At 38.7% G+C, this 23,474-nt stretch carries 21 protein-coding genes; 11 read left to right on the top strand and 10 right to left on the bottom strand.

The features are described from left to right. The first annotated feature begins 51 nt into the window (after positions 1-51). The gene (gene uxaC / locus AAC073_RS08975; RefSeq protein ID WP_339923519.1) at positions 52-1,479 is read left to right on the top strand and encodes a glucuronate isomerase; all 1,428 of its coding nucleotides are present in this window, start codon (positions 52-54) and stop codon (positions 1,477-1,479) included. A gap of 146 nt (positions 1,480-1,625) precedes the next feature. On the opposite strand, the gene fucP is transcribed toward uxaC, so the two are convergent. Genes fucP through AAC073_RS08995 form a run of 4 tightly spaced genes read right to left on the bottom strand, consistent with a single transcriptional unit; the run spans position 1,626 to position 5,797 of the window. Beyond that, on the bottom strand, positions 1,626-2,927 hold the full coding sequence (gene fucP / locus AAC073_RS08980) for an L-fucose:H+ symporter permease (protein ID WP_339923520.1): 1,302 nt from the start codon (positions 2,925-2,927) through the stop codon (positions 1,626-1,628). A gap of 24 nt (positions 2,928-2,951) precedes the next feature. Further along, complete coding sequence (locus tag AAC073_RS08985; protein ID WP_339923521.1) at positions 2,952-3,986, bottom strand: aldo/keto reductase; 1,035 nt, start codon at positions 3,984-3,986, stop codon at positions 2,952-2,954. Positions 3,987-4,016: 30 nt separating this feature from the next. Beyond that, complete coding sequence (locus tag AAC073_RS08990) at positions 4,017-4,970, bottom strand: GNAT family N-acetyltransferase (RefSeq protein WP_339923522.1); 954 nt, start codon at positions 4,968-4,970, stop codon at positions 4,017-4,019. 5 nt (positions 4,971-4,975) lie between these two features. Beyond that, on the bottom strand, positions 4,976-5,797 hold the full coding sequence (locus tag AAC073_RS08995) for a 1-acyl-sn-glycerol-3-phosphate acyltransferase (protein ID WP_339923523.1): 822 nt from the start codon (positions 5,795-5,797) through the stop codon (positions 4,976-4,978). Between the two features lie 287 nt (positions 5,798-6,084). Between AAC073_RS08995 and AAC073_RS09000 the strand changes: the two genes are divergently transcribed. Continuing rightward, on the top strand, positions 6,085-6,930 hold the full coding sequence (locus tag AAC073_RS09000; protein WP_339923524.1) for an SDR family NAD(P)-dependent oxidoreductase: 846 nt from the start codon (positions 6,085-6,087) through the stop codon (positions 6,928-6,930). A gap of 85 nt (positions 6,931-7,015) precedes the next feature. Here the strand turns inward: AAC073_RS09000 and AAC073_RS09005 are convergent, their stop codons facing one another. Continuing rightward, on the bottom strand, positions 7,016-7,846 hold the full coding sequence (locus tag AAC073_RS09005; protein WP_339923525.1) for a DUF4249 family protein: 831 nt from the start codon (positions 7,844-7,846) through the stop codon (positions 7,016-7,018). 5 nt (positions 7,847-7,851) lie between these two features. Then, positions 7,852-10,266: a TonB-dependent receptor gene (locus AAC073_RS09010; RefSeq protein ID WP_339923526.1), complete on the bottom strand. Its 2,415-nt coding sequence runs from the start codon at positions 10,264-10,266 to the stop codon at positions 7,852-7,854. A gap of 190 nt (positions 10,267-10,456) precedes the next feature. Here AAC073_RS09010 and AAC073_RS09015 point away from each other — a divergent pair, with 190 nt between their 5' ends. The 9 genes from AAC073_RS09015 to AAC073_RS09055 all read left to right on the top strand — a co-directional run bounded on the left by AAC073_RS09015 (position 10,457) and on the right by AAC073_RS09055 (position 18,080). Beyond that, positions 10,457-11,422 (top strand): VWA domain-containing protein, encoded by a 966-nt coding sequence (locus AAC073_RS09015; RefSeq protein WP_339923527.1) that lies wholly within the window; start codon positions 10,457-10,459, stop codon positions 11,420-11,422. 24 nt (positions 11,423-11,446) lie between these two features. Continuing rightward, positions 11,447-12,100: a tetratricopeptide repeat protein gene (locus AAC073_RS09020; protein ID WP_339923528.1), complete on the top strand. Its 654-nt coding sequence runs from the start codon at positions 11,447-11,449 to the stop codon at positions 12,098-12,100. Next, positions 12,084-12,722, top strand: coding sequence for a hypothetical protein (locus AAC073_RS09025; protein WP_339923529.1), 639 nt, complete (start codon positions 12,084-12,086; stop codon positions 12,720-12,722). Before AAC073_RS09020 ends, AAC073_RS09025 begins: the two co-directional genes overlap by 17 nt. A gap of 15 nt (positions 12,723-12,737) precedes the next feature. After that, a complete protein-coding gene (locus tag AAC073_RS09030) occupies positions 12,738-13,919 on the top strand; it encodes an acetyl-CoA C-acyltransferase (RefSeq protein WP_339923530.1) in 1,182 nt (393 codons plus the stop codon). A gap of 44 nt (positions 13,920-13,963) precedes the next feature. Next, entirely contained in the window at positions 13,964-14,761 is a 798-nt protein-coding gene (locus AAC073_RS09035) for a toxin-antitoxin system YwqK family antitoxin (RefSeq protein ID WP_339923531.1), read from the top strand. Positions 14,762-14,900: 139 nt separating this feature from the next. Next, complete coding sequence (locus AAC073_RS09040; protein WP_339923532.1) at positions 14,901-15,836, top strand: phosphoribosylaminoimidazolesuccinocarboxamide synthase; 936 nt, start codon at positions 14,901-14,903, stop codon at positions 15,834-15,836. A gap of 132 nt (positions 15,837-15,968) precedes the next feature. Next, positions 15,969-16,349 carry an STAS domain-containing protein gene (locus AAC073_RS09045; protein WP_339923533.1) on the top strand — a complete coding sequence of 127 codons (381 nt, stop codon included), beginning with the start codon at positions 15,969-15,971 and terminating at the stop codon, positions 16,347-16,349. A 13-nt stretch (positions 16,350-16,362) separates the two neighbouring features. Continuing rightward, a complete protein-coding gene (locus tag AAC073_RS09050; RefSeq protein WP_339923534.1) occupies positions 16,363-17,277 on the top strand; it encodes a ribonuclease Z in 915 nt (304 codons plus the stop codon). A 2-nt stretch (positions 17,278-17,279) separates the two neighbouring features. Next, positions 17,280-18,080: a queuosine precursor transporter gene (locus AAC073_RS09055; RefSeq protein ID WP_339923535.1), complete on the top strand. Its 801-nt coding sequence runs from the start codon at positions 17,280-17,282 to the stop codon at positions 18,078-18,080. 10 nt (positions 18,081-18,090) lie between these two features. Here the strand turns inward: AAC073_RS09055 and AAC073_RS09060 are convergent, their stop codons facing one another. The 4 genes from AAC073_RS09060 to AAC073_RS09075 all read right to left on the bottom strand — a co-directional run bounded on the left by AAC073_RS09060 (position 18,091) and on the right by AAC073_RS09075 (position 23,434). Then, positions 18,091-19,080, bottom strand: a complete 990-nt coding sequence (locus tag AAC073_RS09060) for a bile acid:sodium symporter family protein (protein WP_339923536.1) — start codon at positions 19,078-19,080, stop codon at positions 18,091-18,093. Positions 19,081-19,132: 52 nt separating this feature from the next. Beyond that, positions 19,133-20,146, bottom strand: coding sequence for a zinc-binding alcohol dehydrogenase family protein (locus AAC073_RS09065; protein ID WP_339923537.1), 1,014 nt, complete (start codon positions 20,144-20,146; stop codon positions 19,133-19,135). Positions 20,147-20,217: 71 nt separating this feature from the next. After that, positions 20,218-21,930, bottom strand: a complete 1,713-nt coding sequence (locus tag AAC073_RS09070) for a sulfatase (protein WP_339923538.1) — start codon at positions 21,928-21,930, stop codon at positions 20,218-20,220. Further along, entirely contained in the window at positions 21,920-23,434 is a 1,515-nt protein-coding gene (locus AAC073_RS09075) for a sulfatase-like hydrolase/transferase (protein WP_339923539.1), read from the bottom strand. The genes AAC073_RS09070 and AAC073_RS09075 overlap by 11 nt, the downstream gene beginning before the upstream one ends. Positions 23,435-23,474: the final 40 nt, after the last annotated feature.

Genomic DNA, 23,474 nt, shown 5'->3' on the forward strand with positions numbered 1-23,474 from the left:
ATAAGCAAAAATTAATTTTTAATATTACTATTAGATTAAAAAGAATAGACAATGCAAAACACAGCAAAACCTTCAAATAACACCTTCTTAACTGAGGATTTTCTCCTGAAAAATGATTTTGCCAAAGGGCTTTATCATGATCACGCAAAGAAAATGCCGATTATTGATTACCACTGTCACCTTTCGCCTAAAGACATCGCCGAGGACCGTCAGTTTGACAACATGACCTCAATCTGGCTGCATGGTGACCATTATAAATGGCGTGCCATGAGAACACTAGGGGTCAATGAAAAATACATCACAGGTGAATCAACTGATCAGGAAAAATTTGAGAGTTGGGCAAAAATTGTCCCTCAAACCATGAGAAACCCTTTGTTTCACTGGACTCATTTAGAGTTGAAGGGTTACTTTGGTGTGGATCAATTGCTGAATGAAAATACCGCATCTGACATCTATGCGCACACCACCAATCTCCTTCAACAAAAGGAATACAGTACTCGAGGGCTGCTTTCAAAAATGAATGTAGAGGTAGTTTGCACCACAGATGACCCTATTGATAGCTTAGCGTACCACCAAAAAGCCAAGGCGGACAAACTTGCGATCAAACTGCTCCCTGCTTTTCGTCCAGACAAAGCTTATGCAGTAGAAAATCCTGGCGACTACCTGAAATACCTGGAGCAGCTTACAGCAGTAAGCGGGATATCTATTAATACCTTTGAGGACTTACTGGCCTCATTAGAAAATCGCATAGCCTATTTTCATGAAAATGGAGGAAGACTTTCTGACCATGGACTTGAGCAACTGTACTTTTTCGACAACGACAACTACTCCATAGACGCCTTATTTGCGACCATCAAAAAGGGAGACAAGATCCAACCTGACGAGGTGCGGTTTTTCAAATTTAAAACCCTTACTGCTTTAAGTAAAATGTATCATGCTAAAGGATGGACGCAGCAGTACCACCTTGGCGCACTAAGGAACACCAATGAAAGAATGCTAAGCGTATTAGGACCCGATACGGGATTTGATTCCATTGGAGACTTTTCTCAAAGTGTTGCCCTTGCCAAGTACCTTAACAATCTTGACAGTACCGATCAATTGTCCAAAACCATTCTATATAACCTGAACCCATCAGACAATGAAGTAATGGCTACAATGGTTGGAAATTTTAATGATGGATCTATAAAAGGAAAAGTTCAATTTGGATCTGGCTGGTGGTATCTTGATCAGAAAGACGGGATGGAAAAACAAATCAACACGCTTTCCAATATGGGTATCTTAAGCTGCTTTGTGGGGATGTTAACAGACAGCAGGAGCTTCTTATCTTTTCCACGCCACGAGTACTTCAGAAGGATCTTATGTAACCTTATCGGTCAGGATGTAGCCAATGGCGAACTCCCTGCTGATGAAGAATGGTTGGGTCAAATGGTGGAAGACATTTGCTACAGAAATGCTAGAAATTATTTTGGTTTTTACTAAGCTTTACTGGATGAGATAGCAGTTCTTAAAGCCTAACCTATATACAAGTCTGTTATCTAATTGAAAATGTAATAGCCCTATAAAAAAGCTCCATGCAATTGATTTTGCATGGAGCTTTTTTATTTAAATCAAGACTAAAACCTTAATCACACAATTTTCTCTTGTTTTTTATCAGGCTTTTGGAAATAATGAGAAAGTCCGAAATACATTACAACTACAAAACATAACATCGGCACGTAATAAGAAAGGCGAATACTTCCACTTATATCAGAAACTTGCCCTTGAATGGCAGTGATAAGTGCTCCCCCAAGTATGGCCATAATCAAGCCTGACCCCCCCAATTTGGTATCATTCCCGAGTCCCTCTGCTGCCAAGCCATAGATAGTAGGAAACATAAGCGACATACACACCGATATCAACACAAGTGCTATCACAGCAGTCATTCCGCTGGCATATATCACTACAAAACTAAGTAGAATGGCTAAGAGTGAAGAAAAGGCCAATAGAATAGAAGGTTTAAAGTATTTCATCAATATTGTGAACAGAAAACGGCTTCCGGCAAAAAGCACTAAGGAAATCAAATAGTAATCTGAGGCACCGCTTTCCATGACATCAAGCTCAGTCATTACATACCTAATTGTATATGACCAAACCCCGATCTGTGCCCCAACATAAAAGAACTGCGCCATTACACCTCTCACATAATTTTTATTCTTAAACAGTCTTTTGAAGCCACTGATCACACCATCTTTCTCCGTTTCCTCAGAGGCTACAGGCATCTTAACGGCACGAATGATAAACCATACTACAATCAGAAACAAAGCGACGCCTACATAAGTACTTACCACACCAGCCAATTCATCGGCCTGAATTGCTTCTAGCGCTTCTGGTGTCATGTTGGTTCTATCTGTTGCCTCGGCAGTATTGAGTTTAGAAAGGATAAATATTTTACTTAGAAAAACACCAATAACTGACCCAATAGGATTAAATGATTGTGCCAGGTTAAGTCTTTGTGTCGCTGTTTCTGGTGGACCTATAACCAAAATGTAAGGGTTGGCAGCTGTTTCCAAAATAGATAGCCCTCCTGCGAGCACATACAGTGCAAGCAAAAAGAACCCATAGGACATCATCATTCCCGCAGGATAAAAGAGTAAAGAACCCAATGCAAATAGTCCTAATCCCAAAAGGATTCCTGATTTATAAGAGTACTTTCTAATGAAAATTGCTGCAGGTAAGGCAAGGCAAAAATAGGAACCGTAAAAAGCCAACTGAATCCATGAAGTTTGGAAGTCAGTCATGCTCATGATTCTTTTAAAAGCTGCCAGAAGGGTATCTGTCATGTTATGAGCAACCCCCCATAGCATAAACAAGCAGGTAAGTAATAAAAATGGCCAGAAATTCTTTTTAGAAATTAATTCTGCCTTTACTGGGTTTATTGTTTGACTCATTGGTGATTTTGATTATTTGGTTGCTTATAAATAAGGTAAACCCGAAATTAAGGATTTATCTTTTAATTCCTGCCAAAATTCTTGAGGTAAAGATGTTTCTGAAGCCAAGATATTTTTTTCTACTAATTCTGGTTTATTGACACTTAGTGCAATGCTAGTGACTCCAGGTACTGCTAACGAGAATTGTATACATGCATGAAAGGGAGCAACATCATGTCGCTTACAAACTTCGAAGAACAAGCTTCTCCATTGAATTTTTTTTTGGTCTTTAGGATCTGCTATATCAAGTTTTTTATAATCAAAAAAGTCTTCACCAGTCAAGAAACCAGATTGAAAAACGGCTGCTATGATAACCCCAACGTTATCCTTTCTTAACAGCTCCAAAAAATCCATTAATTCCGGTGGATGATGAATGAGTGAATGGCTATTGGCGACCATTACATAATCCAAGGGTACCTGATTATATATTTCTTTGATTATTTTCCAATCCTTGGCCCCCACGCCTATGCCTTTCACCATACCCGACTCCTTCAATTCACTCATGGCGGAAATGGCTCCTAAGAGCTCTTCCCACAACCCCTCTCTCTCTTCCTCAGTCTTCGCTTTGTCTAAAAATTCATCTGGGTCGTGAAGGGAGATCAACTGAGGCACATGGCCTTTTAGCAGTAAATTGTCTTTTTCGAAGCATTCCAAAACACCGTTATAACTTATCTTCTGAACGGCATCATGTTTTATCCCTTTCCATATATTGGGCTCAAAGAGGGGTTCTGGTGTAGTGAGGGGGATTCTTGTCCAACCTAATTTATTGGTGATAATTACTTTTTCCTGAGGAATGCCTTCTTCTTCTAGAAACTCACCCAATACTTCAAGCGCCAATCCTGCTCCATATTTACCTGCAGTATCGAAAACCGTATAGGGGCTGGTTTTACTAAAAGCTTCCTTTAGAATGGCTTTTTTCTCTGCTTTAGAATAAGCCTGAAAGAGGTTTCCAAGCGCACTGCTCCCAAAGATAATAGATGGAAAATATAAGCCTGTTTTTCCAAATGGCCTTGTTTTCATTTGTCAATAGGTTCAATGCGCATCAAAAGCTTAATTTTGTTTAACACCAAAGTGCATGTCTCTAGTATAGGTTTCGAGGTGGCGATGTTTTTTGGATTCGTAAATATCCGCGATGGTGATCAATATTCCTGTTTCTTCTACAGCTCCAAATTCATAATTCATTGCCGTACCAAAAATCTTCATGGTAGAAGACAAGTTCATATAGGTGTTAATCAAAGGGGGGATATTTTCGCCTAAAGACCTCACCTTTGAATTAAGTATTTTGTAACCTTCCTTATAAGCTACCCCATCAAAAATCCCTTTGAAATTATTTACGTCCGTTTTATAACCCAATGAAGTTATGGGTAATATTAATTGATCTCTGTCTGGAAAATAATGGTGCATAAAATAGATCAATAAATCCCTTGCATCTTCATTATAATGTGGATACATGGTTACTTTACCAAAGAGGTACTTGATATCTGGGTTGATCATTACCACTGCACCCAAACCATCCCACAAATTATCAAGAGAAAATATCCCTTTTCTATTGTCTATGCTTGGTTGGTAATTGGGCTGCACAAAAGATCTTCCCAACTCTATAGTAAAAGGGAGGTAGTCCTCAATAAAGGCATTTGAGAAATTGAAAAGGTGGGCTGTGGAAAGATTCACTGAACCGTTTTCTGTAAAACCAGCATCGGAGCATTTGATCAATCTATATCCCGCAATGATTTCCTCATCTTCAGGATTCCAGGCGATCAACTGATCGTAGCATTTCTCGCAAGTATCATTCTCATCTAAATCTAAAGACAATCCTGTCCCTCCGCCCGCTGCACGAAAGGAAATCTCACGTAACCTACCGATTTCTTTCAACACATTTGGTGCATTGTGCTGATTGACCAAATAGATTTCATTTTCCCCATTGTTTACATATCTTAAAAATCGATCGGATATCAATTCGTTTTTAATAGCATCCCTTTCGATTGGGTTGATAATGTCTTGCATAAATCCTACTTGTCTTGGATTATATTGTAAACTACTTTTTTTACCTCTTCCGCCCAATATTTATCCGTTTTAGAAGCATCAAAATACTTGTAAGAAATCGGTTTTCCTATATGGACAATGACTTTTTTGTTTTTTTGGGCAAACATTTCGTCCGCCAAATAAAACATTTCAATATTAGCCTTTACTCCCAACTTTTTCCTAAGGTTGGCCAAATTATAAAAAAAAGATGAGTTTTTCCCTTCTATATAAATAGGAACAACATCTTTTTTATATTTCTTTGCTTTGTTAATGAAGCTTTTTTTCCATTCCAAATCTTCAATTCCATTCTCTTGCTTTCGTGAAACCAAGCCTGCTGGAAAGATAATAACCCCATTACCTGAAGCATAGGTAGCTTCTATAAGCTCAACACCCCTTTTCCCATGTCCACCATGTTTATTAATGGGTACAAATAATTTTCCGAAGTTGGGTATATTCATCAATACGTCATTGACCAAAAACCTCAAATCTTCTCTGTATGCTCCTAAAACATGCATCAATACGATGCCATCCAAGCCTCCTAAAGGGTGATTAGACGCGAAAATAACATTCCCATCTAATGGGATATTCTCTTCGTTTCTCACCTCTATTTCCATCCCGAACTCCTTGATCAAGGCATTAACAAATGCTAACTCTTTCAAATGGTCATTCCGAGCCATAATCTCATTGACCTCAGTTTCATGGGCAATTCTCTTGATATAAGAGAGTAAAAAACCGGGAATCCACTTCAATAAAGCAGGATTTTTTTTGCCAATTACTTTCTCTATCTCAACGAATTTTTTCTTTGTCACGTAAAATCTGGTTAATTTATGGAATTGCGTAATTGCGATAAAAAGGCATTCACCTGAAACACAGCCCAATGAACTCAATATTAATAATTTTCAGATAGCAACCAGTAAATTTCCTGATTGAAATCAAAAACAAAAATACAGAAATTAATTTGTCAGTTTCAATTCATTCACGATTCACCCCAATGATTTTTCCATCTTCGAGCATTTAATTGTAGTTTTTGTATATTTAATACCAACATCATCCTTTCTCATTTTTAGGAGATTGAACAACATTTAAAGATACCTACATGAAAATAGCAATAACAGGAGCCACCTCAGGGATTGGCGTGGAAAAAGTAAAGGCATTGGCGCCATTATGTGAACAGCTTTTCCTACTGGTCAGAAATGAGGAAAAAGCAAAGGAACTTATCCAATCAATGCCCTCTCTCGCCAATAAATGCACAGTAATTTATTGCGATCTTTCCGACTTAAAATCCGTAGCCCAGGCGGCAAGTACACTAACCCAAAAAACACAGGACCTGGATGTACTCATAAATAATGCAGGTGGCATATTTCCAGAAAAAACAGTTACAAATGATGGACATGAACTGACTTTTTCTATAAATCATCTCGGCCATTTTCTACTGACTTACCTTTCACTATCAATACTGAAAAATGGAAAAGGTGGGAAAATCATAAATGTTAGTTCAGAAGCCTACAAAGGGGCAAATGTCAATAAAAAAGACCTTGAACTAAAAGACAACTTCGGTTCTTTTAAAGCCTATGCCAATGTGAAATTATTTAATATCCTCTTCACAAAATCCTTGGCTGAGAAATACAACAATGAAAACATTTCAGCCTATGCTTTACATCCTGGCGTAGTTAATACAAATTTTGGCCAACAGAGCAATGGTATTTTCAAATTCCTTCTTTTGCTTGCCAAACCATTCATGATTAGCCCCAAAAAGGGTGCAGCAACGGGCATTTACCTGGCCACCACAGAGCAAGCCCCAAGTAATAATGGGGATTATTTTAAGCATTCAAAAGCTACAAAAACAAACACTACCGCTTCTTCGAAGCCGTTAAGAGACCTACTTTGGGAGTACAGCATTGCCGAAATTCAGCCATTCCTTTCAGAAAAATCTCCTAATTAAGCCTTTAATTCTGAATAGAAAACTTAAAAAAAGTGCCCCTCACTAGGTAATAGTAAGGGGCAATTGATTTTTCATATACTTAATTTTATTCCTCCACTTCAATGGTTATAGTTTTGGAAATTAGGGAGCCTGTCATAAAATACCCCAATACCTGTCCATCACCATTAGAGGCAACAATATTTGATTTTGGATTTTCAGGGGGAGGACTAAAAAGTCCCCCATCATTAAAAAGCAACGATACGAACTGATTCAGGTAATCATATGCATTTTCATTTAACCTAATCAATTGTAACTTTATCTTGTCCTTTTCCTGAAAAGCGAACCCATTCAACTCAAATCCATTGTTTAATATATCGGTTCCAAAAGTATCATCAAAGAGAAAATAATCACTGGAACTGTTTAAAAGTGTGTCATTTTTTGTGATTAATAAGCGGTAAAAGTTACCATCGTCAAAAGGGATTTTTCCATACAATGTTAAGTAGTAACCTTCATCGGCAAAAAACCTTTCTTCTTCAAACATATAGGTGATGCTGTCTAGAATGGGTGGCTCTTGCGTTATCCCATCACTTGTATATTCGTTTCCGTCTAATAGCACCCGCAAGCTGTACTGGTTGCCAATGACCGCTTTTTGATTATCTGATGGTAAATAATACCCCAATTCCTCCACAAACGTGAAGTCAACTGTTTCTCCTGATACATTGTCCTGAATACTCACCGAAGCATTCTTGGCAATCTCATTGTCCAAAGTGTCATAATAATCCCTGGTATAGGATATTTTAATATGGTTCTCAGATGCATCATCAGTCCAAATCGCTTCAATTACAGGCTTTTTTGTCGTATTTCCGAAATCAAGTTGCACTTCTTCCTGACAGGACAAAAGAGAAACAAGGCTTATAATTATTCCTATTTTTTTCATTTTGCTTAAAAAGTAAAATTGTAGGTTACTGAAGGAAGAATTCCGAATAAATAAGTTTTAACCACTCCCGGTCTTTGTGAGAACACTTCCAATCCATCACTAGCATCATATTTTATGTCGTTATTCTTGATGTCTGTAAATTCATAAGAGAATGGATTTTTTCTACCATAAGCGTTGTAAACACTAAAGTTCCAACTCCCTTTGCACCATCGACCTTTGTCTTTATTTTTAAGGGTTAAAGACAAATCCATCCTGTGATAATCGGGAAAACGACTTTGGTTTCGGTAATCGTCATAAATTGGAAGACGTTGGTTATCCAGCACATATGAGCCCACAGGAAAGGTAACAGCCACACCAGTGGTATAGACAAATGTACCTGACAATGACAGTCGCTCATTGATTTGATGATTAAGTACCAGGCTCAAATCGTGGGGTCTGTCAAACCTCGGATTATAGGGTAAACCTTTGTTGATCCCTTCAATTTTTCTGTAAGTCCTTGACCAGGTATAGCTCAACCAGCCTGTAGTTTTGCCAACATTTTTTCTTAATAAAAATTCTAAACCGTAAGCCCAACCATCTCCTGTAAGGATTTCAGTTTCCACATTGTCTTTAAACAATACATCTGCATTTTGCTTAAGGTCAATAATATTTCTAAAATCTCGATAATAGCCTTCCAAAGACAACTCCCACTTGTTGTTATTTAAATTTTTAAATACCCCAACTGAGACCTGATCACTACGGATCGGTTCAATGTATTTGCCTGCGGGTATCCACCTGTCTATAGGTAGACCAGCGGATGAATTAGAAGCCACTTGAATGTATTGAAAATTGCGGTTATAACTTCCCTTCAAAGCCAACCCATCCGTGAGAAGGTACCTCATCGCTACCCTTGGTTCAAGCCCATCAAAAAACTGCATCCGCTCTCCAAAATTGTAATTTAATGTATCGGAAACCACTCCATCAATGGTTGGGTCTCCATTTTCATAAATGTAATTCACGCCATCGCCAATTTGCTGATAGGCACTCCAGCGAAGACCCGCTTCAACACTTAGTTTTTCACTGAGTTCCGCATTACCAGCGATGAAAAAACTATTTTGAAAGCCTATTCTTGTGGTAGACTCAAAGGGCTGAATGTTAGCTGAATCACTAAATTGTAAGTCTACGGGAGCAAAGTAATACAGTTGACTATGCACTCCGAATTTAAGCTCTGTGTTTTCTTTGGGAATGTATGTTAGTGCAACTTTGCCTCCAGATTCAGAAAAATAATTAGACCAATCAAAACCATTGTCTTCATCCGTAACTGTAATTCTGTATTTGTAAAAACTATAATAAGCAGTTACATCCAAAAACAAATTATCGTTGATTTGCCTGTCCCATTCAAAGGAGTTGATCCAGTTGTTCCAGCCAAGGCCAAATTGTTCGGCAAGGCCCAGGTAGTCACTTCCATAATAGGTGGAAAAGGTGAATTTATTTTTTTCCCCATTCCGCCACATCAGCTTACCACTAAGGTCATAAAAATACAATTGGTTGTCTTTGAGGGATTCGTCTGATGAAAGTCCTAAAAAGATATCTGCATAAGTTCGTCTGGCGGATATTAAGAAAGAGGCATCTTCTGAAAACAAGGGCCCATCCACCGTCAACCGAGAACTTATGCTTCCTATTCCGCCACTCCCTTTTAATTTCTGCGTATTGCCTTCCTTTAAGGAAATATCCACCAGGGAGGATGCTCTCCCACCAAAGTTGGCCGGTATGTTCCCCTTATAAAGGGCCACATCACTTACTGCATCAGGGTTGAAAACAGAGAAAAATCCAAAAAAGTGAGAAGGGTTGTAAATTGGTGCTCCATCTATTTGAATTAGATTTTGATCTGAGGACCCACCTCTCACAAACAAGCCTGTGGTGCCTTCCCCTGCTGTATTCACGCCTGGGAGAAGCTGAATACTTCTAAGGAGATCTACTTCTCCAAACAAGGCTGGTATTCGCCTTAATTCATCGCCTGAAATTTCATTTTTACCAATTGCCGTGCTCTTTACATTATAGTCTTGCCTACGTTCGGAAACCACCACTTCAGAGAGATTCACTTCTTCAGGGCTTAAAAAAAACTTTAAATCGACCAATTCATTCTTGTCCTTAAAAGTCCTTGCGGCAAGTTTATATCCCAAAAAGCTGATATTTAAATTATTTGGAAGGGATCCCACTGGCAACCAAAAAAAACCATTTTGATCCGTAACGGTACCTTTTGAGGGCTCGTTTTCCCAATAAATAGCTGCACCAGGCAATGGTTCTCCAGATTCACCATCAAACACCTGCCCACTTACTTGGTTAAGTTCCTGAGCAATGGTCTCGAATGAACTTGAAAAAAACACAAAAACGAATAAAAAACATACATACCTGAAAGAAACAGAAATTGAACCGAGCATTATTTAAATCGTAAGATTATTGGTAAAATATCCCAAAAACTTTAATAAAGGATCTACGAAGCTAACGGTATCACAACAAAATAGTTAAGTTTGCAATGAAAATTTAACATCAATTGACTTAAAGGTTTGAAAAAAACAATAATTATTCTTCAACCATTTCGTTTTAAGTTATAATGATTAATTTCAACTTATGATTTGGGCATATCCTGACAATAGTTTAATGGTAATCCTGGCAATAATATTTATTTTGCTCTATGGATTATATTTGTATCGATTTTGGAAAATCAACCAGAAAATCACTGTTAAAAAACGGCGACTGATATGGAAGATGGTCCTAAGAAGTTTGTATTTCGCGCTGTTTCTCATCGCATTGGCAGGCCCATCTATAGGCAATGCTATGAAAGAAATAAAGCAGGAGGGAAAAGACATCTTTTTAGCCATTGACCTTTCCAGGTCGATGAATGCTGAGGACATTAACCCTAGCAGACTACAGCGGGTCAAGTTTGAGTTGAAAAATTTGGTTAAGAATTTCAGTTCTGATCGTTTGGGTATAATTATTTTTTCATCGGAGGCTTTTATCCAATGTCCTTTAACTTTTGACCAAAATGTGATTCAGTTACATTTAGATGGGCTAAACAGCGGTCTTGTACCTAATTCTGGAACAGACATCGCAGCACCGTTAAAACTGGCATTTAGCAAGTTCCAAAGCGATGAAAGTCAAGAACCCAAATCGAAAGCCATTATTTTAATAAGCGATGGAGAGGATTTTGGTGATGGTTTGGAAGAAACTTTAAATGAGTTGAATTCAAAAGGAATTAAGGTCTTTAGTATGGGAGTTGGCACAGCTAACGGTAGTACGATCCCTAGAGGAAGCGGGGTTGTAATCGACCAAACAACGAACAGACCCGCCATTTCAAGACTTACCTCAGACAACCTCAAAAAAATAGCCAACGATTCAGGTGGGGATTATTTTGAATTAAGTAGTGATCAAAATGACATCCCTCATTTAATTGATACGATCTCAAAATTAGAAGGCACTGTAATGGCGAGCAGAACTGTAGAAGCCTCCTCCAATAAGTACTTCTATTTCCTTTTGGCTGCCCTCCTACTGGCGGTAATCGATGCGATATTACCCGTAAAAACCTTATCATTTTAATTCAACTGAAAAAAAATCAACACAATGGTTTCCAGATATATTCTATGGGTTTTATTAATGTTACCAAGTGACTGGAAAAATATAGCGATTACAAATGAAGCTATTGACATTGCCTCACGTTCATTTAAGGAAGCGGATTATGAAAATTCCGTAAGAAATCACCTTGCGTTAATTGATGAACATGGCCTTAACCAGCCTGAAATTAAGTTCAATCTTGCCTTAAGTTATCAAAACAATGGGCAAGAAGAAGATGCTAAAAAAACCTATGAAGCGTTAGCAAATAACACGTTTGGTGAGATATCATCATTTGCCTCTAACCAACAAGGAGTGATGTTGGGCAATGAAAAAAAATACAAGGAAGCCCTTGCCTATTTTAAAACGGCCTTGTTGAATGCTCCTGACAATGAGAAAGCACGTTATAACTATGAGCTACTAAGTCGATGGTTAGAGGGCAATGAAGAAAATCAAGAAAACGAGGAAAACCAAGATCAGGAAGACAAACCAGAGCCTTCAAATTATGCTAAAAGGATGAAAGCACAAGCGGATGACTTGGTCGATAGGTTCCAATTTGAGGAGGCACTTAACACCATGAATCGAGCCTTGGAAATCGACGAAACAGTAGCCTCCTACCAGCAATTTATAGACCATTTAAAGGATATCGATGAAATCAATAAATAACCTTTGCCTAATAGTCCTTCTTATAATATTGTTTCCAATAACCGGGAAATCTCAATCTCAGGCAGATTACTTTAACAAGGCCGCAAAACAATATGTAAATGAGGACATGCAAGGCACCAGTCAACTATTGGCAGAAGGACTCGAGAAATACCCACAAGATGCCAAGCTAAATGCACTCTGGGAAAAATTAAAGAAAGACCAAGAAGACCAAGAGAAAAAAGACCAAGAAAACCAGGATCAGGAAAACGAGGAACAACAAGAACAAAATCAGGAACAAGACCAGCAGGAGCAGGAAAAGCAAGATAGCGAAGACCAAGAGAGCGGAGAAGGAGAAGAGCAAACCGATGAAGATGGTGCTGACAAGTCTGACGAAATGGAGGAAAAACGTGGTGAGAAAACAGAGGAGAATGAAGATTCCGATGAGAAAAACAGCATGGAAAGTGACCTAAGCGAGAGAGAAAAAGCGATGGAGGAACTTAAGCAACGGTTGGAACAGATGAACATTACTCCAGAACAAGCTGCTCAAATTCTCGATGCCATGAATAGCAATGAGCTTAGGTATATTCAGCAAAACAAAAAGAAACCAAGCCAACAACCCAAACGAGGCCTTCCTGATTATTAATTCAATTTGACCAAGATGAGAGAAGTTTATATTATAGCCACCGCAAGAACACCAATTGGTGGCTTTGGAGGACAATTGTCTTCACTCTCCGCCTCTGAATTAGGTGGTTTTGTAATTAAATCTGCTTTAGGGAAGTGTGGTTTACAGGACACTGAACGAGTAAGTGAAGTGTTCATGGGAAATGTTCTCTCGGCTAATATAGGGCAGGCTCCTGCCAGACAAGCCGCCTTAAAAGCAGGATTACCCAATTCGACCCCATGCACCACGATTAATAAAGTTTGTGCTTCAGGGATGAAGGCTGTGATGCTAGGCGCACAGTCTATCATGTGTGGGCAAGCTGAAATAGTGGTAGCTGGTGGCATGGAAAGCATGAGTAATGTCCCCTATTACTTACCCAATGCTCGTTTCGGTTACAAATTTGGCGACGGGGAAATGGTTGATGGACTCCAAAAAGATGGACTCCAAGAGGTTTATAATAACTTTCCGATGGGAAATTGTGCTGAAAATACAGCCAAAGAAATGAGTATAAGTCGTGAGGCTCAGGATAAATATGCGATAAAAAGTTATCAACTCGCAGCAGCTGCATGGGGAAAAGGTTCATTTAACAGTGAAATAAGCCCAATCAGAATTAAAGGAAGAGGGAATGATACAAGTGTGGTCTCAGAAGATGAAGATTTCAAAAAGGTCAACTTCGAAAAAATACCGCAATTAAGGCCTGTTTTTTCACCGGGTGGGACCGTTACAGCTGCCAATGCTTCAAGCATTAGCGACGGTGCATCCGCTATAATTTTAGCGAACAAAGAAACAGCCTTATCCTTGAATTTGCCAATCATTGGGAGAATTTTGGGCTTCTCAGATGCAGCTACTAACCCATTGTGGTTTACCACTGCGCCTTCCATAGCCATACCAAAAGCATTAAAAAATGCTGGTATAAATATAGATGCCATAGATTTTTTTGAGATAAATGAAGCTTTTGCTGCTGTTGCCCTAGCCAATCAACAATTGCTTCAGATTCCAGATTCGAAATTAAATGTTTATGGAGGAGCAGTCGCATTGGGCCATCCACTGGGATGTTCAGGAAGCAGGATCATAACCACTTTGCTTTCCATACTTCATCAGGAAAATGGAAAACTGGGAGTTGCTGCAATTTGCAATGGTGGCGGTGGTGCCTCTGCTATTGTCATAGAAAAAATGTAACTATCCGTTACTCATATCAGTCTTATATAGGAAAACGACGACATATGAAATTCGCTTCTTTCAATATTCTTTTTCTATTGACCTGCTTTGCCTCCCCAGGACTTGCTCAAGTTCACACTACCTATTACGATTCTGGAGAAACGATGATTAGGGAAAAATTTGAAACAAAAGAGGGCATGGCGCATGGTGCCTACCAGCTTTATGACCAGTTTGGAAAGCTCATTCAATTTGGTGAGTATGAAAATGGTAGGAAAGAGGCAAATTTCATAGACATTCACCCAATCACTCAGGATACCGTCAAAATAACACCCTTTTTGAATAATCTTGCTCATGGAGAAGTAAGGTCTTTTTACCCCAATGGCGAACTCTCCCAGGTTGCCACCTTTAAAAATGGAGCTATTGAAGGGCAATTGGAAAGTTTCTTTCCTTCTGGAAAACTAAAAAGCATAACAGAATTTGCAAAAGGAAAACCAGATGGGGCCCACACAAGTTTTTACGAAAACGGTCAAATACATGAAAAACAATCCTTTAAGGATGGTGTTTTAAATGGGTTACAAGAAGAATTTTCCGAGACCGGGAATAAGGTTGAAGAAAAGAGATTTAGCAAAGGAAGCCTCCAGGGGCTTTATATCACCTTTTTTCCTGATGGCAATAAGGCCAGTGAAATCAACTACAAAAATGGAATAAGGAATGGTGAATACATAGATTACCACGAAAATGGAGTTGTGGCACTTGAGGGAAGGTATAATCGTGGTTTAAAAGACGGGGTTTTTACTTCTAGAGACAAATCAGGAGCCATTATAGAAGAGTCTACCTATAAGACAGGTCAAAAAATATTCTGAGTCCATCAATATCTAAAGCATTAAAATGAAGTGCTATTTCGTTAAGGGGACAATTTCAGCGATAGATTTTCAGTAACATTGAAAAATTAGAACATGCATCAGATTATTTTCTATTTTTGTGTTTAAAATCTAAGGTACAATGAACCAAGGTATAAAAAGCACACAATTCGAATTCCCCGGGCAGGTAGACTTTTACAAAGGGAAGGTAAGAGATGTCTATATATTTGACAAAATGATTGCTGTTGTTGCAACTGATCGCATATCAGCCTTTGACGTAGTATTGCCGAAACCCATTCCTTTTAAAGGGCAGGTACTGAATCAAATTGCCTCCTATTTCCTAGCCTCAACAGCTGAAATAGTTCCAAACTGGGTAACTTCAACACCTGATCCCAATGTAACAATTGGAAAAAAATGCATCCCTTTCAAGGTTGAAATGGTGATTCGTGGATACCTGGCAGGACATGCATGGAGAGAATATAGAGATGGGAAAAGAAGTATTTGTGGAGTCTCTCTTCCTGATGGTTTGAAAGAAAACGATGCACTTCCAACGCCTATTATTACTCCTACGACCAAGGCTGACCAAGGGCATGACGAAGACATTTCCAGAGAAGAGATTCTAAGCCAAGGCATTGTCAGCGAAAAAGATTACCTGCTACTAGAACAATATACCAGAGCTCTATTTAAGTCAGGCAGTGAAATGGCCCGCAGCAAAGGTTTAATATTAGTGGATACAAAATATGAATTCGGTAAGTTTGGAGATCAAATCCTTCTTATAGACGAAATACACACCCCAGATTCTTCCAGGTATTTCTATTTGGAAGGCTATGAGAAACGTCAGCAGGAAGGCGCGGTTCAAAAACAGCTTTCAAAAGAATTTGTCCGACAATGGTTGATTGAAAATGGTTTTCAAGGCAAGGAAGGTCAGAACATTCCAGAAATGACACCAGAAATAATTGACTCAATCTCAAAAAGATATATTGAGCTGTATGAACATATCACAGGGCATGATTTTCAGCCAGCAAAAAGTCAGGATGCATCCGAAAGGATCAAAGAGGTTATACTGGCTAATATATAATTGAACCGAACATTTTGGCCTCATCAATTTTTAAGCTAATTTTAAATCGGTATTTAAAACAACCACCAACTTTGAACAAATGGAACAAAACCTCCTTACATATGTTCAAGATTGGTAAATACATAAAAAATAATGAAATACGCTGTAGATAAAAAAGAACAATTTGTCGTTTTTACAATAATGGAAGAAAAGCTGGATAGCACACTTTCACCACAATTAAAATCAGAACTGCTTACAGTACATGCTGAAGGCTATAAAAACCTGATTTTGGACATGGGAAGCGTAAAATACGCTGATTCAAGCGGATTAAGTGCTTTATTGGTTGGAAACAGAGCTTTCAATGAAATCGGAGGTGTGTTTGTTTTGTCATCACTACAGGAGCACGTTGTGAAGTTATTGAAAATATCGATGCTTGATAAAGTATTTAAAGTAGTGGATGATAACGAAGCAGCAGCTGAAGCTATTTTTATCCATGAAATAGAGAGTGGCGCTGAAAAAGATGAAGAAGAATAATCGATAAAAGCATTTGGATTTTAAAATCACCATTCTAGGTTCCAATTCAGCCATTCCAGCACATGGCCGTAACCAAACATCTCAATTGATTTCCTGGGATGGTGAATCTTTTTTGATTGATTGTGGCGAATCGACCCAACAACAACTGAGAAAATTCAAAATAAAATACTCCAAGATTAACCATATCTTTATTTCCCATCTTCATGGAGACCATTATTTGGGATTGATGGGACTAATTAATACCTACAACCTAAATAAAAGGAAATTACCTTTACACATCTATGGCCCAAAAGGCCTAGACGACATTATCACCATTCAATTGAAGTACTCAGGCTCAATCCTGAACTTCCCGCTACTATTTCACCTTACCATTCCACAAGGAAAAATACAATTAGCGGAAATCCGAGAGCTGGCAATTTATTCTTTCCCATTGCAACATAGGATTCCTTGCACAGGTTTTAGTTTCGAGGAAAAACATGCAAGAATACATCTTAATAAAGAGATGATTGCCAAACACCAGCCAGCAGTAGCCGACATTCACCTCCTTCAAAAAGGACAAGATGTAGAAGACAACGATGGAAATGTGCTTCTTAAGGCTTCAGAATTTTGTGAAAAAACACCTCCTCGGAAATATAGCTATTGTTCAGACACCGCCTTTGACCTCAATTTAGTCCCCCATATAATAGGCTCAGATTTGCTCTATCACGAATCGACCTTTATGGAGGCAGAAAAAAAACGCGCAAAAATCACCAAGCACAGCACATCAAAGGAAGCGGCCCTAATAGCAAAAGCTGCAAATGTTAAAAAACTTTTGCTGGGTCATTATTCAAGTAGGTACGCTAAATTGGATTTACTATTGAATGAGGCCCGAGCAACTTTTGGTCCCAGTTTATTGAGTGAAGAAGGAGTTACCTACACTATCAAATAAATATGGAGATTAGCGAAAAGGAATACCAATCCAAGAAAACTAATTTATTTATAATTCTAGCTGGTATCTTTCTTACCAATGCAATTTTGGCGGAAATCATTGGTGTGAAAATTTTTTCTGGCGAGGAAACATTGGGCTTGTCCCCTGCAAACTGGACATTTTTTGGTACTTACACCTTGGATTTCAATCTGACTGCAGGGGCTGTTATTTGGCCGGTGGTTTTTATCACAACTGATATTATCAATGAATATTTCGGCAAAAAAGGTGTGCGTAAAATTAGCTTTATTACAGCAGGATTGATTGCCTATGTCTTTATCGTAATCTCACTTGTCACCAAACTCCCTCCAGCATCTTTCTGGCTTGATGTAAATGAAGTGGACAATAACGGCAATCCTTTCAATATTGATTATGCCTTTAACACCATCTTTAGACAAGGACTAGGAATTATTATCGGTTCTCTTATCGCTTTCCTAATCGGTCAACTGCTTGATGTTTATATTTTCCAGAAATTAAGAAGCATTACAGGTTCGAAAATGATTTGGCTTAGGGCAACGGGCTCTACTTTGGTCTCTCAATTCATCGATTCTTTTGTGGTGCTAGGAATTGCCTTTTATGTATTTGGCAACTGGTCTATAGAACAAATCATTGCCGTCGGCATAATCAACTACATCTACAAATTCTTAGTAGCCATAGCCCTCACCCCCCTTCTTTATGCAGGACATGGACTAATTGATCGCTATCTGGGTAAATCGATGGCAGCTAGGCTAACTGCTGAAGCATCCGGGGATCAATCTTTCAATTAAACACGAAATTTCATTTAACCTTATCTCCCTCAGAAAGGGCCATTCTTTCTGCCAGCGCACTGCCAAGTATAAGTTGCAAAGTATGGTAAACCATTAAGGGTAGCAAAACCACCCCAAAAACGACCGGATCTGGAAATAGAATTTTGCCCATTACAGCACCTTGGACCAAGGATTTTTTGGATCCACAAAACAACACCGTTATCCGATCCCCTCTTTCAAAGGAAAGCCACCGGCCCAATAAATACATCCCACCCGCCATAAGACAAAATAAAAGCAACATCCAAAAACCCAAGGCCAGTAGGTTCTGACCTTCGAACATATTCCCTCCAAAAGAATGTGAGAATGCCGAAAAAACAATCAACAGAATCACCAATTGGTCAAAGTTTTTAAGCATTTTATTGTACTTCTGAACCCATTTAAATAACCACTTGTGCAGAAATACACCTATGATTACCGGAATAAGAATTTGTTGCACGAGTGCCCAAACCGTATTTAAAAGCTCGAAATTAGCATTTTCGGCGCTGAGGAAAAGCCCCATCCATAGAGGGGTAATTAAAATCCCTATAATACTTGAAATACTGGCATTAAATATAGCAGCGGGCAAGTTACCTCCAGCTATCGACACCATCACTACAGAGGAGGAAACGGTAGAAGGAAGCGCTGCCAGGTAAAAAGTACCTAACCAAAACAAATTATTTTGGTCTCCAAAAAACCAGTAAAATATTAATATCAGCAAGGGAAAAATAACAAAAGTAGTGCCTTGTATTAATAGGTGGAGTTTCCAATTGGACAAGCCTATTCTCAGGGTAGTAGGACTAATTTTGATTCCATAGAAAAGAAAAATCAAAGAAACCCCATAATAGGTCACCTCATCTATGGTAATACCTCGATTAGACGCACCCCATTCCGGAAATAAGTAGGCCAATAGGATAGTGAAAAGCAACAAAAAGAAAAAGGTATTGATCCCAGCCCTCGCCAGTTTTGTTTTAATTGAAGCCATATTTTCAAATAATGGAAAAAAGAGTCCAGTACCAACTCTGGAGTAATTTTAACTAAAACGTTATGACCGTTTTGCCTATTGATTTTCCAGACTCCTGCATCTCATGTGCTTTTTTAAAATTCTCCACAGAGAATCCTTTTAGCTCAGTTTTCAGGGTTGACTTTAAAACACCTTTATCCACTAAATCAGCTATCTCATTAAGGATTTCATGTTGCCTAATAATATCATCCGTAGTATACATAGAGCGTGTAAACATGAATTCCCATGAAAAAGACACACTTTTATTTTTAAGCAACATTAAATTTAAAGCCTCACTGCTCCCTGAAATGGTCACTATATGACCCTGAGGTTTAATGATATCAATAACGGTTTCCCAATATCCATTTATATCCACACAATCCAGAATATAATCTACTTCCTTGTGCCCAATTTTTTCTAGTCCTGATTTGAGTTCATGGTGGTTCACTACAAAGTCTGCCCCCATAGATTTGCACCAATTTTCAGTTTCTTCCCGCGAAGCTGTAGCAATCACCGTTAGCCCAGCGATTTGTTTTGCTATCTGTATGGCAATGGAGCCTACCCCACCAGCACCTGCCAGGACTAGAATTGACTTTCCCTCAGCTGTATTAGGATCAACTTTCATTCGGTCAAAAATAGACTCCCATGCAGTCAATCCGGTCAATGGAAGTGCTGCTGCTTCGGGAATGCTTAATGATTTAGGCTTGGCTCCTACAATTCGCTCATCTATCAATTGATAAGCTGCATTGCTGCCACTTCTGGTAAGGTCTCCTGCATAGTAAACTTCATCTCCTTCCTTAAAAAGGCTTACCTTGTCACCTACTGCTACTACTTCACCTACGGCATCATAGCCAATTATCTTGGGGTCTTCCAAGGTATTCTCTTTCGCTGCACTTTGCCTTACTTTAAAATCTACAGGGTTTACAGATACGGCGGCCACTTTCACCAATAAATCGTAGCCCGATGGACTTGGCTGGTCGGCTTCGAACATAATAAAGCTATCCTTGTCAGATATGGGAAGTGATTTTCTAAATCCTATGGCCTTCATTTTTTTATTTTTTATAAATACAAAATACAAACAAGCATTTTGGAAGCTCATCTGTTATAATTCACAAAGAATTAGTCATTCCAATGTTCGTCAATTACTTTTTGAATATGCGGGTATTGTTCATCTGTTTCGTTTAGCTCTACCCTTAGTCTTTTCAATTCCTCTTTTAATTGAGCAATGGTATCTTTATAATCGGGATCCCCATACAAATTATTCATTTCTTTAGGATCCTTTTTTAAATCATAAAATTCCCACGCCACAGGGGTATGCGTGGTAAAGTCATTTCCCCAGCTACTCTTGTTCCAATCTCCATTTGGATTATCAGTATCCACCCAATATTTTCCATAGTAAAAAATCAATTTATACTCCTTGGTTCTTACACCAAAATGGGCAGGATTTCCATGTCTATGGGCCAAGTGCATCCAGTATCTATAATAGGTAGACTTTTGCCAATCTTCAGGTTCTTGATTTGTTTCTAGTATTGGTTTAAAACTTTTACCTTGCATGTATTCTGGCTTCACCCCACCAGCAAGCTCTATTAAGGTTGGTGCAAAATCAGTATTGTTTATTATAGCATCAGTTCGGGTGTTGGCTTTGACCTTTTCTGGAAATCTTATAAAAAAAGGCATCCTCAAAGACTCCTCATACATCCATCGTTTGTCAATAAAATCATGCTCCCCTAGCATAAAACCTTGGTCACTGGTGTATACGATAATTGTGTTTTCAAGCAGCCCATTGGCTTTTAGATAAACTAAGAATCTCTTCATATTGTCATCAATTCCCTTGACACAACGTAGGTATTTTTTTAGGTAGCTTTGGTAGACTTCTGAAGTATATTTCTTCTCTTCCTCGTCCATTTCCCATTTGACCAATTCATTGGGTAAAATATTTTCAGCATCACGATAATTTTTATAAGTTGGTCCCTGCCAGATATTCATGGCTTGATTTCTTATCAGGTTTCTGTGCGAGACAGAAGACCCTATATATCTTGTTAAACTATCATTTTTACCTCGTGTAGCTTCTGATCCATTGTTGCCATTGTCATATAGGCTTGCCGGCTCTGGAATAAATACATCCTCCAAATAATCCTCATATCTGGGTGCATTTTCAAAGTCATCATGTGGCGCTTTAAAATGGTACATTAGAAAAAAGGGTTTCCCATCTTCTTTTTCGTTTTCAAACCAGTTGATTACCTGATCTGTGATGACATCAGAAGAATGCCCCTCGTATTGAATTTCGTTTGAAGGCCAGGCATCATTTCCCTGAACCCTGAAAACCGGATCAAAATAAGTTCCTTGTTGGTTAAGCACTTTATAGTAATCAAAGGAAGCAGGCTCCTCCTTCAGGTGCCATTTGCCTATAATCGCTGTTTGATAGCCTAATTTTTTTAATTCCAGTGGCAAAAATTGTTTCTCAGGCGGAAGGCTACCTTCTAAATCTATGACTCCATTGGTTTGGGCTCGTTGACCTGTCAAAACTGCTGCACGGCTTGGCACACAAATAGAATTGTTTACAAAACAATTTTCAAAGAGCATACCTGACTTGGCCAAGCTATCCAAAGTAGGCGTTGGATTGAGGCTTGCCAATCTACTTCCATAAACACCAAATGCCTGACTGGTGTGATCATCAGCCATTATATAAATTATATTAGGCTTTCTCGTCTCTTCTAAGTCTTCATTGGCTCCCCTATTGCAAGAAAACAAGAGGATCAAAACCCATAAGGATTTGCTTAGGTGAATATATGGAGAAAGGCGAAAACACATAAATAAATTTTTAAAAGGCATAATCCAGCTTATTTAATTCCAGTTTATCATTTAATCGTCCTTGTAGTTGTTGAAGCGCTGTAAATAAACTTCTCTTCAATTCCTTGTATTGAGGCTGGTCCGATAAATCCTTTATTTCTAAAGGATCCTTTTCCATATCGAATAAAAGCAGCTTCTTCGCATTTGGATATACAATAAGCTTGAAACCATCTTTCTTTATCATCCGCTGGTTATTCAAATAAGCACCATAAACTTCTTCACGAATCAATTCTTGGTCACCATTTATTAGGTCCAGTAAACTTTCAAATTCAACGTAGTCAGGTTTATCTACCCCTGCTATTTCCAGAATAGTGGCCATTGCATCTTGTATGTAGATGTCATGATCTAGCCTTTTCCCTTTCGGTATATTGGGTCCTGAAACTATGAAAGGGGCTCCCATACTATGGTCAAACATTGTTTGTTTACCCATTAAACCATGATTCCCCATGGCAAGTCCATGATCCGCTGTGAAGATGATATAGGTGTTTTCTCGAAGACCTTTCCTTTCTAATTCTTCAAAAATCTTACCGATTTGATAATCCATATGAGAAACAATGGCATAATACTCTTGCAAATGCTTTTTGATGGCAAATGGAGTACGTGGAAAAGGAGCCAATGCTTCATCCCTTAAGCCAGGTCCATTCCCAATTTCATCCTTATATGGGTATAAAGGCATAAAACTTTCAGGGATTTTCAGGTCTTCAGCGACATACAAATCCAAAAAACTACCCGGAGACTGCCTGGGATCATGTACCGCATTGAAGGCCAAATACATAAAAAATGGATTGCTTGATTTGGACGCACTATCCAAAAAGGATTTGGCATCTTCTCTCAACACTTCACTCCAATGGGTTCCTCCTTCCCAAAACCCTCCAAGAGAGCGGTCAGATGGCGACCAGTCATCCTGTTGATCAATAAGTGGTCTATTGTACCCTAACGGCATAATAGAAGCTGGATCTGCACCAATCTTATTTATGGAATCAAATTTCGCTCCTGTATTGTTTTTTGACCAAGTATCTTTTGGCATTCCTGCTCGAATATGAATGGTATGGTTAAAGATCTCAGGAGGGGGTATATCTACGTGCCATTTCCCGGACATATAGGTTTCGTAGCCTGATTCTTCAAGTAATTTAGGCAAGGTCAAATCGGTTTTATCGCCCTTTCTCCACTCCTCTTTGAGATCAAATGCATTCCAAACACTTCTGCCAGAAATCATCATGCTCCTGGACGCCGTACAAACTGCACCCGACCAACTACCCATATTATAGGCTTTGGTAAAAGATGTGCCTTCTGCCATTAATTTATCCAGATTTGGAGTGAAGATTTCATTCTGCTCTAGCTCATCAAGGAGAGTAAATGCCATGTCATCTGCAAATACGAATAAAATATTAGGCTTTTGAACCACCGCTTCTTGTTGCTTTTTATCCGGCGCACAACTGAACAGGCATAAGCTTAGTAAGAACAGAAAGGCTTTGGTTATTCTCATAGTTAATTGGGTTTCATAAATGTGAAGAATCATCGATAAA

Origin of the sequence: uncultured Cyclobacterium sp. (genome assembly GCF_963977555.1) — a bacterium.
Lineage (GTDB): Bacteria > Bacteroidota > Bacteroidia > Cytophagales > Cyclobacteriaceae > Cyclobacterium.